Annotated in this window: 14 protein-coding genes; 1 reads left to right on the top strand and 13 read right to left on the bottom strand. The window is 48.5% G+C overall.

Going from position 1 to position 14,530, the window contains the following annotated elements; all coding sequences use genetic code 11:
• Nucleotides 1-18: 18 nt before the first annotated feature.
• The 4 genes from HQ37_RS03800 to HQ37_RS08055 all read right to left on the bottom strand — a co-directional run bounded on the left by HQ37_RS03800 (nucleotide 19) and on the right by HQ37_RS08055 (nucleotide 7,115).
• Nucleotides 19-1,941 carry a nucleoside-diphosphate sugar epimerase/dehydratase gene (locus HQ37_RS03800; RefSeq protein WP_052080734.1) on the bottom strand — a complete coding sequence of 641 codons (1,923 nt, stop codon included), beginning with the start codon at nucleotides 1,939-1,941 and terminating at the stop codon, nucleotides 19-21.
• 52 nt (nucleotides 1,942-1,993) lie between these two features.
• Nucleotides 1,994-4,420: a polysaccharide biosynthesis tyrosine autokinase gene (locus tag HQ37_RS03805; RefSeq protein WP_036880687.1), complete on the bottom strand. Its 2,427-nt coding sequence runs from the start codon at nucleotides 4,418-4,420 to the stop codon at nucleotides 1,994-1,996.
• A gap of 12 nt (nucleotides 4,421-4,432) precedes the next feature.
• On the bottom strand, nucleotides 4,433-5,239 hold the full coding sequence (locus HQ37_RS03810; protein WP_036880689.1) for a polysaccharide biosynthesis/export family protein: 807 nt from the start codon (nucleotides 5,237-5,239) through the stop codon (nucleotides 4,433-4,435).
• A gap of 406 nt (nucleotides 5,240-5,645) precedes the next feature.
• Nucleotides 5,646-7,115 carry a DUF3078 domain-containing protein gene (locus tag HQ37_RS08055; protein ID WP_052080735.1) on the bottom strand — a complete coding sequence of 490 codons (1,470 nt, stop codon included), beginning with the start codon at nucleotides 7,113-7,115 and terminating at the stop codon, nucleotides 5,646-5,648.
• 290 nt (nucleotides 7,116-7,405) lie between these two features.
• Here HQ37_RS08055 and HQ37_RS03820 point away from each other — a divergent pair, with 290 nt between their 5' ends.
• Nucleotides 7,406-8,725, top strand: a complete 1,320-nt coding sequence (locus HQ37_RS03820) for an IS5 family transposase (protein WP_052080736.1) — start codon at nucleotides 7,406-7,408, stop codon at nucleotides 8,723-8,725.
• Nucleotides 8,726-8,897: 172 nt separating this feature from the next.
• Here the strand turns inward: HQ37_RS03820 and rplQ are convergent, their stop codons facing one another.
• The 9 genes from rplQ to secY form a co-directional block, all read right to left on the bottom strand.
• Nucleotides 8,898-9,371, bottom strand: a complete 474-nt coding sequence (rplQ, locus tag HQ37_RS03825) for a 50S ribosomal protein L17 (RefSeq protein ID WP_036880692.1) — start codon at nucleotides 9,369-9,371, stop codon at nucleotides 8,898-8,900.
• Nucleotides 9,372-9,378: 7 nt separating this feature from the next.
• Entirely contained in the window at nucleotides 9,379-10,389 is a 1,011-nt protein-coding gene (locus HQ37_RS03830; RefSeq protein ID WP_036880694.1) for a DNA-directed RNA polymerase subunit alpha, read from the bottom strand.
• A gap of 21 nt (nucleotides 10,390-10,410) precedes the next feature.
• The gene (rpsD, locus tag HQ37_RS03835; RefSeq protein ID WP_036880698.1) at nucleotides 10,411-11,016 is read right to left on the bottom strand and encodes a 30S ribosomal protein S4; all 606 of its coding nucleotides are present in this window, start codon (nucleotides 11,014-11,016) and stop codon (nucleotides 10,411-10,413) included.
• 205 nt (nucleotides 11,017-11,221) lie between these two features.
• Nucleotides 11,222-11,608 carry a 30S ribosomal protein S11 gene (gene rpsK, locus HQ37_RS03840; protein WP_036880700.1) on the bottom strand — a complete coding sequence of 129 codons (387 nt, stop codon included), beginning with the start codon at nucleotides 11,606-11,608 and terminating at the stop codon, nucleotides 11,222-11,224.
• A gap of 11 nt (nucleotides 11,609-11,619) precedes the next feature.
• A complete protein-coding gene (rpsM, locus tag HQ37_RS03845) occupies nucleotides 11,620-12,000 on the bottom strand; it encodes a 30S ribosomal protein S13 (protein WP_036880703.1) in 381 nt (126 codons plus the stop codon).
• A gap of 33 nt (nucleotides 12,001-12,033) precedes the next feature.
• Complete coding sequence (gene ykgO, locus HQ37_RS03850) at nucleotides 12,034-12,150, bottom strand: type B 50S ribosomal protein L36 (RefSeq protein ID WP_009433293.1); 117 nt, start codon at nucleotides 12,148-12,150, stop codon at nucleotides 12,034-12,036.
• Between the two features lie 12 nt (nucleotides 12,151-12,162).
• Entirely contained in the window at nucleotides 12,163-12,381 is a 219-nt protein-coding gene (gene infA, locus HQ37_RS03855) for a translation initiation factor IF-1 (RefSeq protein ID WP_036880708.1), read from the bottom strand.
• Between the two features lie 9 nt (nucleotides 12,382-12,390).
• Entirely contained in the window at nucleotides 12,391-13,176 is a 786-nt protein-coding gene (gene map / locus HQ37_RS03860; RefSeq protein WP_036880711.1) for a type I methionyl aminopeptidase, read from the bottom strand.
• A gap of 4 nt (nucleotides 13,177-13,180) precedes the next feature.
• A complete protein-coding gene (gene secY, locus HQ37_RS03865) occupies nucleotides 13,181-14,527 on the bottom strand; it encodes a preprotein translocase subunit SecY (protein WP_036880713.1) in 1,347 nt (448 codons plus the stop codon).
• Nucleotides 14,528-14,530: the final 3 nt, after the last annotated feature.

The raw sequence follows: 14,530 nt of genomic DNA on the forward strand, positions 1-14,530 counted from the left end.
GTTATTTAAGTATTCAGTTTAATGTTTATCTAGTGCTTCAAACTTAGAGTTCTGAGAGATGTACTCGGGGACAATCTCTTTCATCAACGTTACCATCTTATCTACCTCCACAACGCAAGCAAGCTTCTCAAGGGTCGCCACAGCCTCAAGGGCCTTAGGATAGTCGTATGCCCTTACCTGAGCAATTCTAATACGGGCATGCGAAGTCGGTAAGGTCTGCTCTTCATCGGAAAGCACCTCTTCATAGAGTTTCTCTCCAAGACGTAACCCAGAGAACTCGATCTTAATATCCTTGTCTACCTGATAACCAGCCAACTCAATCATTCTCTTCGCTAAATCCAGAATCTTCATACTTTTTCCCATATCAAAGACAAAGATCTGATTACCATTCGTCAAGTGAGCGGCCTCCATGACTAAACGACAAGCCTCTGGGATCGTCATAAAAAATCGAGTGATATCCGGATGAGTAACAGTAACAGGCCCGCCTCGTTCAATCTGCTCTTTGAAGAGGGGGATCACGCTACCATTAGAACCCAGAACATTACCAAACCTCGTGGTAACAAATCTTGTATTTCCCAAAACACTCCCTTGCTCAATGGCGAGGCCAAGGCTCTGGACATAGATTTCGGCTAGTCTCTTGGAGCAACCCATCACATTGGTCGGATTAACGGCCTTATCGGTCGAAACCATGACCATAGTCTCTATCCCATATTCGACACACTTATCAGCCACATTCTTCGATCCGATGGTATTCACCAGGATAGCTTCACATGGATTTTCCTCCATCAAGGGCACATGCTTGTAGGCCGCAGCATGGAAAACAATTTGAGGTCTATGTGTTTTAAAGACAAAGTCCAAACGGGAAAGCAATCTAACATCACCTACGATAGTCTTCAAATCTAAATGAGGGTAACGCCTCTCGAGCTGTCGTCGAATTTCATACACAGGAGTTTCGGCATTATCATAGATAATCAACCGTTTCACTCCTAGAGAGCCTAACTGACGACAGAGCTCAGAGCCGATGGATCCGCCCCCCCCCGTAACAAGAATTGTCTTTTGCGAGAAATTAGGAGTGATATCCTCTAGAGATATTTTAATTTCTGATCGACCGAGAAGATCTTCAATTTTGATGTTACGAACATCAAAATTAGGTCGGGGTTCATTCGCAGGAGGGAGCTCTACAGCTGGAGTATGGATTAGAGGTTTTAAACCCAAATCTAATAACCAATCCAGAATATCTCCCTCTCTATTTTTAACCTGATCTTGGTCTGCGAAGAGAACGGCAGAGAAGTCTAATTTTTCCTTAAGTTCACTCAATTCTCGAGCATCTCTCACCCTGTATACAGGAAGGTCGGAGAGTGTGGTAATATCTGTTTCTCCAACGGTCAAAAAACCCAATACCCTGTATTTCTCGGAGCTCTTTAGATAAAGAGCTAGACTTCGAGAAGATTCTCCAACCCCTTCGATGAGCAGAGAAGTTCTAGATAAAGAGGCTAACGTACGCTCTCTCACACTCTGATACAACATCACTACAAAGCCTTTAGCCAAGAGCAATAGAGTTACAGAGATCAAGAAATCGAGGAGCGCAACCCCAAGATGTATACGGGTTTGCTTTCCAATAAAGAATATGTAAAGGCACAGAAAGGCAGCCTTCACCATCAAGGCTAGAAAGACCCGCCTATAGTCCCAAAGGTTACTATATCGAACAGCAGAACTATGGGTTCTGATCAACCTAAAGGCAAAGGCCGAGGAAATTAATGAGACCAGTAACCAACCTAAAATAAATCGGTCACTTCCTTGATCCACCTCTGTTATCGCTCCCAAGAGCAGAAAAGAGAGCAATGAAGCAAATGTCGAGAGAGAAATCTCGAGCGTTAGAACCACACTGGCCCTAGTATAGATACCATCCTTTAGCAGATGCTTCAACTTTGCGAACAACATAATAAAAATATTATATAGTTAGAATCCCATTAGTAAAAAGGACATATTCGACTTATTCTCTATGGTAGCCATAACCATAACCATAGCCATAGCCATAACCATAGCCGTAACTAGCACTTAGGTCTGTGCCATTGAGCAGCAGAACCATATTCCGGAGCTTACGCTCCTTATAGTAACTATCAATCACGGGGAGTACACGCTTGTCCAACATACCTGCCCGGGCGATGAAGATAGTTAGGTCTGTATGTTCATTGATCAGAGCGGCATCTGCCACAAGATCTACAGGAGGGCAGTCAATAACAATATAGTCGTATTCCTTCCTAAATTGCACTAAAAGGTCCCCAAGCTTGGGCTGAGATAGAAGCTCAGTGGGGTTCGGGGGGATAATACCCACAGGCAGGGCATCTAGGCCAGCAACCTGAGTAGAGATAATCAACTCTCTATAATCATCAGTAGCCTCTGTCAGAAGACTAGACACTCCCCAAGGAGCACGGCCAACGAAGTCTGATAGCGTAGCCACACGCATATCCAGGTCGATGAGCAATACCCGACGTCCATTTGCCGCAAGGCTGGCCGCAAGGTTAAGGGCAACAAAGGTCTTACCACTATTCGGATTGATCGAAGTAAGAGACAGAACTCGTCCTTGCTCATTCTTGCGTCCCAGCATCATCTCAATATTCGTTCGAACGAGGCGGAAGGCCTCATTGATCACATTGCGATTATTGTGCTCAACAACGAGACGAATTTCTTTCTTAGGAGGTTTACCGATTCCTAGGAGCTTCTTGATCTGAGCTCTATAACCTCTCTTAACACGTACAAAAGAGGGGATCTCTCCAATAAAAGGAATTTGCATATTGTCCAAATCTCGACGAGAACGTATAGAGGTGTCCAAAGTTTCCTTGAGATAGAGAAAAGCTACTGGAACGATGATGCCGAGAGCCAATGCAACCAGCAAGATGTTCCTTTTTTGAGGGAAAGCTGGTTGAGGAGAGCCCGTTGGTGCAGAAATAAGCCTCGTATTGTTTGCCGTAAAAGCTAGGGAAAGCTGATTCTCCTCTCTCTTTTGGAGCAAAAAGAGATAGAGAGCCTCCTTAACCGTCTGCTGACGACCCTCAGCGATCAAGTAGTTCGCTTGCTCTGGGCTAGCAGCAATGCGACCCGCATTCTTGCGCTCACTACTACGTAGGCTCATGAGCTGAGTCTCAATGGCTAGCAACTGGTTGTCGAGGGAGGCGACGATGACAGACTTGAGGTCATTCAAATTAGCATCTAGATCTACAACAAGAGGGTTGCTCTCGCTACTATTCTTTACCAAGTTATTTCTCTTGAGTAGAAGATCATTGAACTCCCCAATCTGCTGCTCTAGTGAAGGGTTATTGACAAAGGAGTTCACAGGGAGCAGGCGAGACTTATCCAAGTTCTTAAGCAAATTCCTGACCTGGCGAGCCATATACTCGCGGCTACGAAGCTCCACGATCTGGTTGTCTACCTGAGCTGCTTGGTTGAGGAAAAGGTTAGAGGCCGTCTGTACATCAGGGAGAAGATGCTGACTCTTATACTTTGTAATATTCTTATCGACCTCTCCTAGATCCTTCTCGATAAGGCCTAAACGCTCATCAATAAAGAGAGAAGCACTTACGGCCGATAGGTTACGGTCAGCAAGCCAGCTCTCATTATAAGTAGCCACCAAGGTGTTAAGAATGGCATCCGCCCTCTCTTGTGAGCGATCCAAGAGAGAGAGGGAGAGAATAGTAGACTTTTCATCAGCAAGATTTACAGTTAAATTCTTACCCAAGTTCTCTACGGCATCGTACAGGGAAGATCTCTTGATTATCAATCCATTAACTAGGTCCAAGTCATCACCCTGATTCTTATTCACAAGGACTTTGCCAAGAGGAGTCTCGGTAGCTTTACCCAACACTAGAGTTACCGGATCTTGAACCTCTGTTTTCTCCCCATTGAGCACAAAACTATGTAACTGAAGCTCTCCGCTGGGGAGTTGGCTCAAGATACACTCCGCAGACTCCTGCTCCGAAAGATCTGTAAAGCGCAGATTTAAGGGCAAATTTGTCCCATAAAGCAAATGGTCATGAAATGCCCCTGGTGCTTCATAGCTCGTCCAAAGCTCCAGGCGACGGACAACTTCTTCCATCAGCATGGGAGACTTCATCGAGAGAAGCTCATTATTAACGTTGGTATTGGACTGGAAGAGTCCCAACTCGCTGAAGGCAGAGCTCATATCGTTGGACAGAGACTTACCCTTATCATCGGCCTTGATCATGACCGATGCGGTACGCTTATAGACGGGCGGAGTCCTTAGGATATAGAGGACAGCTACCCCTAAGGCCAAGAGAATAGATATAGCAATCACATACCATCTGATGCACACTAATCGCCACAAATCCTGTAGGCTAAAAAAGTTTTCCTGCTGACCTTCTGCTGCAGGTTTCTCAACAACTGTTGTAGTGTTTTGAATCATATCCTAAATCTCTTATTTACGAATAAATAGCAGCGCAATAGTAGTGCCCAGCGAAGCTAATGACATCCAAAACGAGGAGGAGAGGACACTATTACCATTAACTGTAGACTGTCTAGCCCTCATGGAGTTGGGCTCAACGTAAATGATATCATTCTGCTGCACATAATACGCAGGCGAAGCAAAGGCCTGCTCTGCAGAGCGCAAATCGATGCGATAGGATTTTTGCCGTCCTCCCTCCTGTCTAAGCAGTAAGACATTCTTTCTTTGGCCATGGATCGTAAGGTCTCCAGCCATACTTAGGGCATCGAGGATCGTGATTCGATCCCTGTCAATCATCTGCCTTCCTGGGCGATTGACCTCTCCCATCACTGAGAAGGAGAGATTGGCAAATTCGACGACTACAACAGGATCTTTGACAAGAGACTGCTCCACAAGCTTCTTCTTGATCAGCTCAGCAACCTGGCCTCGGGTGAGCCCTACAACCTCCACCTTGCCCAAGACGGGGAAGTCAATCGAACCAGCCTCGGAGACACTATATAGAGAGACCTGCTGAGCAGCATTCAGAGGGCTGATATCCGAAGAGGAAACTCGATGCGAAACGATAGGGAGATTGAAGAGAGAAGAAATAATAGGATCCTTACTATTGACTACAATAGAGATCTTGTCCATAGGATGGAGGACAATGCGACGGTCAAGAAGCTTGGTCGTCAGAGCCTCGTCTTCGAGCCCTTGGAGATAAACAACTTGCTTTCGGGTAACACAGCTGCCCAAAAGGAGCAGGACTGATACAAGAAGGGTAAATAGCTTGGTAAGTCTCATAAAACCAGGGGATCTTAATCTATGAAAATATCTGAAAACCTATCAAATGGCCAAAGTCTATACTATGAATATATCTCACATTTCGACATGGTACTAGAATGCAGGAGAAGTAAGAGATGACCGCACTACCCAACAATACACAGATCACAAAAAGGATCTGAGGCGTTGCATCCGTCAGCGCAGAAAGACTTTTTAAACCAACCTGTGCGATCATCATTCCCAAAACTTTTTTATTAAATACAACTTTTATTATCCCTGCGACAAAGTTAGGAATAATTATTAAAGAGCAAGCGGTGGAGGGGGATTTTATCGAAGTACAGCCCTCTTTACTTTAGTAACACCAGGGGTCTTGATGTATTTTCGCTTGCCCATAACACCTAACTTATTTATCTTTTAATCAAAGAGTTCAGAGGCGATAATTGAACCCGAAACTCAGGAGCTCATTGAGCTGAAAATACCGATGCCAAGCATTCGAGGGACGCACACGATCGTCGAAGCGCACTAAGAGATTGACACGGGTAGAGAAATACCGGCCAAAGCTCATGTTGAGGGTATTCTCCCATTCGCTCTCTACATTGCCATAGGTCGTATTGAAATAGAGGCGAGAGCTCCAGCTTAGGTTCATGTTAATGTCCCAGCGCATATCGGCCCTCAGAGTCGATCCGAAGTTGTGTATCGTGAGTTTATCTAGGCTCAGGCCTTGCCTGGCCAGGTCGATCTGTTTGTTGATCGTTGTACGCATATTGTAGGCGAAAGGGGAGAGATTGACGGAGAAGTTAATCCTCCGCCCATAGACTGAGCGATACCTCTTGCTATAGTCAAACTTAACCCCGAGCCCCACATTGATCGTAGTGGGAGACAAGAGAGCCGTCTGCAACCTATCACTATTACGCTTGTAGGTATCCCAAAGCTGGGTGCGCAGCTCTCCACTAAGGGCATAATAGACCCTATTGGCTGCACGTAGAGCAAAGACGCTCTGCAGACGAAGCAGATCTTCCCCCACCTGATAGCGATGCTTAGAGTCTCCACCCGAGTTGTAGAGGCTGACCTTATTCTCTAGTTCATTCTTCCACTGCACCTTACCTTTGCTGTAGGTCATCGCCCCATAGGTACGCATAAAGAGAGTGAGGTTGCTCGCGCCCCCCTTGTACCAGTTCTCAGACATATAGTTCTGAGAGAACTGAATGGTACTCTCGAAGGCTGGGAGCCAATAGCGAGTACGAATCTCGAGTCCTCCATCGACAGCATTGAAATCATTGGCACTACGCCCCGTTAGTGCCTCCGTACGCAGATCGTCAGCATTGATCGTCTTAGGCGCATCCGTCAGGAGGGCATGCTGCTGAGTGCCTGAGGGGGCTTGTGCCCATGCAGCTCGATCGAAATAGAGTACCGACTCTCGAGCCAATCGCTGCTCAAGGGCATAGCGTACCCGACGAGAATAGTCAAAGTCGGGCAATAGCACGCAAGGCTTAGGACGATATAGGCCTGCGGCTCTCTTGGGCCAAAGCATCGTCAAACTATCAGGCACGAGGGAGGGTAAGGGATCGGCCATGCGCACCTCATGAGGAGGGAAGGCGAGCGGCAGATGAAGGTACTGCACGACATTATCCATCACCCGAGGCCGAGGGATGCGCAAAGAGGTGAGATAGAAGCGAGAGAGAGCCGCCATCGGTGCACCCGCCTCCTTCATCCGTTCAATGAGGAGACTATCCTCGATGGGGCGAGGGGTGAAGTAGCGGTGGGATAGTGTGTTCATTCGGGTCAATGCCTGCTCTAGGTTAGAGCTGCCCTGCTCCTGAGCCCAAAGCCTGGGGGAGAGGGAGAGAAAAAGCCCTAGGGAGACAGCACCCAAGGATATATGGTAGAGTTTGCTCATCGAAAAATACGAGGGTGAATATTGGCGCAAAGATATACAAATTCGCCATGTCTAGAGAGGGCGCAAGACAGAGGGAGAGGCAAGATCTAGCCTCGCCTGAGAAGCTGATAGTCCCTAGAATGAGATCCCTCGGAGAGCTCTCTTGAGCTCCTATTTGAACCTCTATGGAGGTCTAAGTAGTCGTCCCTTAAATAGTCGTTTATCGTTTGTTATTCAGTGATATAAACGGTTAAATCCTTTGTCAAATCTGCAAGTTTTCGTATCTTCATCGTACGAAACTTGCAGATTTTATGATTACAAAGCCCCATAGCACCCCATCATTCTTCAGCAGTCTCTCCGACATGCTGAACCCATCGCACCCGCTCTACAAACTAGCCGACAAAATAGATTGGGCAAAATTCGACACAGCCTTCGCTCCTCTGTATTGTCAGAATAATGGTCGTCCGGCCAAACCCATTCGCTTGATGTGTGGCTTGTTGATTCTCAAACACCTGCGTAATCTTTCAGACGAATCCGTTGTGGAGCAATGGAGTGAAAATGCTTATTACCAATACTTTTGTGGCATGCAAGAGTTCAGCCCTAATGCCCCCTGTGCCTCTTCTGAATTGGTGCACTTTCGCAAGCGTATTGGTGAGAAGGGGATAGAACTCATTTTCCAAGAAAGCATTCGTGTCAATAACGAAGATGATGATGAGCATCATCATGACACGGCTTTTATTGATTCGACCGTTCAAGAGAAGAATATCACCTATCCTACAGATGCCAAGTTGCACAAAAAGATTGTCCGCAAGGTTCTAGACATCGTCCACAAGCTGGAGCTACCGCTTCGCCAAAGCTATACCTTTGTTCTCAAGCGCATTTATCGAGACCAACGTTTTCGCCATCATCCCAAGAATCGCCAAAAGGCAGTTCGAGCGGATAGGAAATTGCGCACCATAGCCGGCCGATTAGTCCGAGAGCTCAAGCGTAATCTGGGAGAGCATTCTGCCTATAAGGAGTTGATAGAGAGATTTGAGGCGATTCTTGCTCAACGACGTCATAGTCCGCAAAAGATTTATTTTATTCATGAGCCTGATGTGCAATGCATCAGCAAGGGCAAAGAGCATAAGAAGTATGAATTCGGCAATAAGGTCTCCATCATCCGCTCAGCTACGGGGCTTATTCTTGGCGCACAATCCTTTCGTAATGAGTATGATGGGCACACGATAGAAGCCTCGTTGGCACAAGTGGAACGCCTGACACAGAGAAAGATCAAGATACTGGCAGGCGACAGGGGCTATCGGGGGAAGAAAGAGGTTAATGGCACTCAGATTTTAATCCCAGATGCCCCCAAACCTTCAGACAGCAGGTGTCAGAAGCGCAAGAAACACAAACTATTCTGCAAGCGAGCGGGCATAGAACCTACCATTGGACACTTGAAATCAGATCATCGTTTAGGCCGCAACTTTTACAAGGGAGTGGCTGGGGATGCTGTGAACATACTATTGGCAGCCGCTGCTTACAACTTCAAAAGAGCCATGAGAGCTCTTTTGTATCTGCTCAAAATGATAAGCGAAAAGCTAAGCGAGAGGTCATCCATGAATGACTCCTCGCTTAGCATTGCTTTTTAAGGGACGACTAAGTAGAGCCTCACTCGAGATCCTGATAGGAGCTCCACGACACTACAGCTAGGGGCGGAGGAGAGAATTAAGCTAGAGTAGTCGAGGAGACAAAAAGGAAGCGGGAGTATTGCCCTAGGGCAATACTCCCGCTGATACTCATTCTTTTGTGTTTGGGGAGGTATTACTCAGCAGAGGTAGCCTCTACAGGAGCAGCCTCTTCCTTAGCCTTGCCGCTAGAGCGACGAGAGCGGCGAGTAGCCTTGGCAGCCTTCTTCTCTTCGCCCTTGAGCATATTCTCGTTGAAGTCTACCAGCTCAATGAAGCACATCGCAGCATTGTCCCCTAGACGGTAACCCGTCTTGAGGATACGAGTGTAACCGCCTGGACGATCTGCAACCTTAGCAGCCACCGTAGAGAAGAGCTCCTGAACGGCATACTTGTTTTGCAGCTCGGCGAACACCATACGACGAGAGTGTGTAGAGTCCTCCTTCGTCTTGGTGATCAGGGGCTCTACATACACACGCAGGGCCTTAGCCTTGGCAAGGGTCGTGAAGATACGCTTGTGCATGATGAGCGAAGACGCCATGTTGGAGAGCATCGCCTCACGGTGAGCCTTCTTGCGACCGAGGTGATTGAATTTCTTATTATGTCTCATCTTTTACTTAGTCTTTATCTAATTTATACTTACTAATATCCATCCCGAAGGTCAGGTTCAGCTTATCCAACAGCTCCTGTAGCTCATCGAGCGACTTCTTACCGAAGTTGCGGAACTTCATCAGATCAGCCTTCTCATAGCCTACCAACTCACCCAGCGTAAACACCTGAGCGGCATTGAGGCAATTGAGGGCACGCACCGAGAGATCCAACTCCTGCAGAGGGCTCTTGAGCAACTGGCGCATGTGCAAGAGGTCGGGGTCGAAGTCGTCATTGGCATCCTGCTCTACAACCTCCTCCTCGATCGTCTCGTCAGAGAAGAGTCGGAAGTGCTCGATCAGGATACGAGCAGACTCCTTAAGAGCATCCTGTGGGTGAATGCTACCATCGGTAGTAATCTCCAGGATGAGCTTCTCATAGTCGGTCTTCTGCTCTACACGGAAGTTCTCAGCCCAATACTTGACATTACGGATAGGCGTGTAGATCGAGTCGATAGCGATGGTCTGCAACATCTCGCCTTCGCCAGCCTTAGCTTCGGCCTGTAGCTTCTCATCAGCAGGGACGTAACCACGGCCCTTGTCGATATTGATCTCGATCGTGATGGAATGTTCCTCGTCCAGGTGGCAAATCACCAAATCGGGGTTGAGGACCTCGAAGCCTGTGAGCTTCTTGTTCATCTCCCCAGCGGTGAAGACCTTCTTGCCAGCGACGGTGAGCTGAATACTCTCCGACACAGCATCCGAAGACAGAGGCTTGAAGCGCACCTGCTTCAAGTTCAAGATGATATTAGTAACATCCTCCAAGACACCCGGAATAGTAGCAAATTCATGATTTACACCTTCGATCCTGATGGACGTAATGGCATAACCCTCGAGTGAAGAAAGGAGTATACGACGAAGGGCATTACCGATCGTAATACCATAGCCTGGTTCAAGAGGACGGAGCTCAAACTTAGCGAATGAGTCCGAGGCCTCCATCATAATGACATTCTCAGGCTTCTGAAATGCTAATATTGCCATGTGAACTATAAGAGATTACTATTACTTAGAATACAATTCTACGATCAACTGCTCCTTGATATCTTCAGGAATATCAGCACGCTCAGGCTGGTGGAGGAACTTACCACTTAGAGAAGACTGTTCCCACTCGAGCCAAGGATACTTGCTGTGGTTGAAGCCCGAGAGAGCACCCTCGATCACTTCGAGGCTCTTGGAGCGTTCGCGAACAGCTACTACCTGACCAGGCTTGAGCGTATAAGAGGGGATATTCACCACCTGTCCGTCCACCGTGATATGACGGTGAGAAACCAGCTGACGTGCAGCAGCACGAGAGCGAGCGATACCGAGACGGAACACCACGTTGTCGAGACGACTCTCGAGCAGCTGTAGGAGTACCTCACCAGTTACGCCCTTGCTACGATGGGCCTTCTCGAAGAGGTTGCGGAACTGCTTCTCAAGCACACCATAGGTGTACTTAGCCTTCTGCTTCTCCTTGAGCTGAATGCCGTATTCGCTCGTCTTACGACGACGGCTGTTGCCGTGCTGTCCAGGAGGATAGTTCTTCTTTGCCAGCACCTTGTCTGCACCGAAGATGGGAGCACCCAGCTTACGTGCGATCTTTGATTTAGGACCTGTATATCTTGCCATTGTTATCTTAAATTTGGGCGATGGGGCTCTGTGGGGTCAGAAGCCTCGAGAGTGTCTGAGTGGCGCAGCCGCGACCGGTTATGAGGAGAGGATAGAAATATGAAAGTATAGCCAATCTATTCGCCCAGTCTCAGACTCCAGCTGCGAGGGGTCATCCCCGCCCTACCGCATCAATAAATCATGTGTCGAGTCTCTCGTTTGCTGATTACACCTTACGTCTCTTAGGTGGACGGCAGCCATTGTGAGGCATTGGGGTAACGTCGATGATCTCGAGCACCTCGATACCAGCACCATGGATGGTACGGATAGCAGACTCACGGCCATTACCTGGGCCCTTGACATACACCTTAACCTTGCGCAAGCCGAGGTCATAAGCTACCTTAGCACAATCTTGGGCAGCCATCTGAGCAGCATAAGGGGTGTTCTTCTTAGAGCTACGGAAGCCCATCTTACCAGCCGAAGACCAGCTAATCACCTGGCCATCGCTATTAGCAAGAGAGATAATGATGTTATTGAAAGAAGAATGGATGTGAGCTTGGCCCACGGCGTCGATTCTTACGACCTTCTTCTTAGCGACTGTTTTCTTTGCCATATCAACGGTTATTATTTAGTAGCCTTCTTCTTGTTTGCAACTGTCTTCTTCTTACCCTTACGTGTGCGAGCATTGTTCTTTGTGCTCTGACCGCGCAGGGGCAGACCGATACGGTGGCGCACACCACGGTAGCAACCGATATCCATGAGACGCTTGATGTTGAGCGAGATTTCTGAGCGGAGGTCTCCCTCTACCTTGTAGCCTGCGCCGATCACCTCACGGATGCTAGCAGCCTGGTCATCTGTCCAGTCCTTAACCTTGATATTGCGATCAACCCCAGCCTTGTCAAGGATCTTAGCAGCACTGCTACGACCGATACCAAAGATGTAAGTCAAGGCAATTTCTCCTCGTTTGTTTTGTGGCAAGTCTACGCCGACAATTCTTATAGCCATACTTATTTCTTAGTGATTAGTGTAATGACGAAACTACCCTTGACGTTGCTTAAACTTAGGGTTCTTCTTGTTGATTACATACAAGCGACCTTTGCGACGAACGATCTTGCAGTCTGCAGTGCGCTTCTTGAGTGATGCTCTTACTTTCATATCTATATTGAGTTATTTGTATCTAAACGATATTCTGCCCTTGGACAGATCATACGGAGACATCTCGACCTTAACCTTGTCCCCTGGGAGGATCTTGATGTAGTGCATGCGCATCTTCCCAGAGATGTGAGCGGTGATCTGATGACCATTCTCCAGCTCCACCTTGAACATTGCGTTGGACAAAGCCTCGAGGATAACTCCGTCTAGCTCTATAGCAGCTTGCTTTGACATAAAATCTAACTAAAATTGTCGATCTCCTAGTACTTCACTGATAAAGTCAAACGAAGACAGAATGTCAGCCTTACCCTCACGGATAGCCACACAATGCTCGAAGTGCGCCGAGGGCTTGCGGGTCTTGGTGCGTACGGTCCAACCGTCTCGCTCGAAGGTAACATTCTTGCTCCCGATATTAATCATCGGCTCAATGCAGATACACATGCCACTGCGAAGTTCCGTACCCGTGCCACGACGGCCGTAGTTGGGGACCTCTGGGCTCTCGTGCATACTCTGCCCGATGCCATGGCCGACAAGCTCTCTGACGACATGATAGCCACGCTGCTCGCAATACTGCTGCACGGCATGACCAATGTCTCCGGTACGCTTGCCAGGCACAGCCTGCTCGATACCGATGTAGAGGGCCTCTCGAGTGGTGTGCAAGAGGGCGAGGGTCTCTTCAGCGACCTCTCCTACAGCAAAGGTGTAGGCAGAGTCTCCTGTGAAGCCCGCCAGCTTCGTACCACAATCGACCGAAACAATATCTCCATCCTGGAGGACAACCTTGTCCGAGGGGATGCCATGCACTACATGGTCATTGACCGAGGTGCAGAGACTACCTGGGAAGCCATGATAACCGAGGAAGGCTGGCTCTGCGCCATGATCTCGGATAAACTCCTCGGCTCGCTTGTCGAGCTGCTTAGTAGTTACCCCAGGGGCGATAAGCTTAGCGACCTCGGCTAGAGTGCGACCAACCAAGAGGTTGGCCGCTCTCATGAGCTCGATTTCTTCGTCTGTCTTTAAGTAAATCATTCTGCTAGTAAGCTGCCACTGATCCAGTTCTTCCCTTGATGCGTCCGCTCTTGAGCAAACCATCATAATGGCGCATGAGCAAGTGGCTCTCTACCTGCTGCAAGGTGTCCAGGACAACGCCTACAAGGATGAGCAGAGAAGTACCACCGAAGAACTGCGAGAACTCTGGCTGAGCACCCAGCACATTTCGTGCCAGGGCAGGCAACACTGCCACAATGGCAAGGAAGAATGCCCCTGGCAGGGTAATTCTATCCATGATCGTGTCGATGTATTGCTTGGTAGCCTTACCGGGCTTAACGCCAGGGATAAAGCCATTGTTTCGCTTGAGATCATCAGCGATCTGAGCTGGATTGATCGTAATAGCAGTGTAGAAGTAAGTGAATAGGAGGATGAGCAGAGCAAAAACGATGTTGTAAGACCAACCCGTTACGTCCGCAAAGCCTGCGAAGAAGCCGCCTCCCTCACCAGTGCTACCGAGACCGATCAGATAGATGGGGAGCATCATGATGGCCTGGGCGAAAATAATAGGCATCACGTTGGCAGAGTTCACCTTCAGGGGGATGTACTGACGTGCGCCGCCATACTGCTTGTTACCTACCACACGCTTGGCATACTGAACGGGCACACGACGAGCACCCTGAACGAGCATGATAGCACCAGCGATAACAAAGAGTAGGAATACGATCTCGAAGAGGAATGCCACTAGACCTCCAGCCATGCTACCTGCCAAACGGCCATTCCACTCTGCCAGGAAGGCATGAGGGAGGCGGGCAATGATACCGACCATGATGATCAGAGAGACACCGTTGCCGAGCCCCTTATCTGTGATGCGTTCACCGAGCCAGAGGACGAACATACTACCAGCAGCCATAACGACTGTGGCATAGATACCGAACCACCATCCCTCGGGCAATGAAGAGCCTGAGAGCTTGAGCTGATCGCCCACATTACCCAGGTAAACTGGGGCTTGGATAAGCAGGATCAGCACCGTTAGGTAGCGAGTCCACTGATCGATCTTACGACGACCACTCTCCCCCTCACGCTGCAACTTCTGCATCGAGGGGACGAGGATAGCGGCCAGCTGCATCATGATAGAGGCAGAGATGTAGGGCATGATCCCGAGCGCAAAGATGGAGGCATTGGCAAAGGCCCCCCCGGAGAACATATCCAGAAGAGCGAGCATACCATCCTTAGTCTGATTTTGAAGACCTGAGAGCGCAGAGGGGTCTATACCGGGGATCACAACGTGTGATCCAAAGCGATATATGATCACAAAAAACACCGTGGTGAGGATGCGCTGACGCAGCTCCTCAACCTTCCAGATGTTTTTTAGGGTCTCTACCAAACGCATGAG

Source organism: Porphyromonas sp. COT-239 OH1446 (assembly GCF_000768875.1).
Classification (GTDB): Bacteria; Bacteroidota; Bacteroidia; order Bacteroidales; family Porphyromonadaceae; genus Porphyromonas.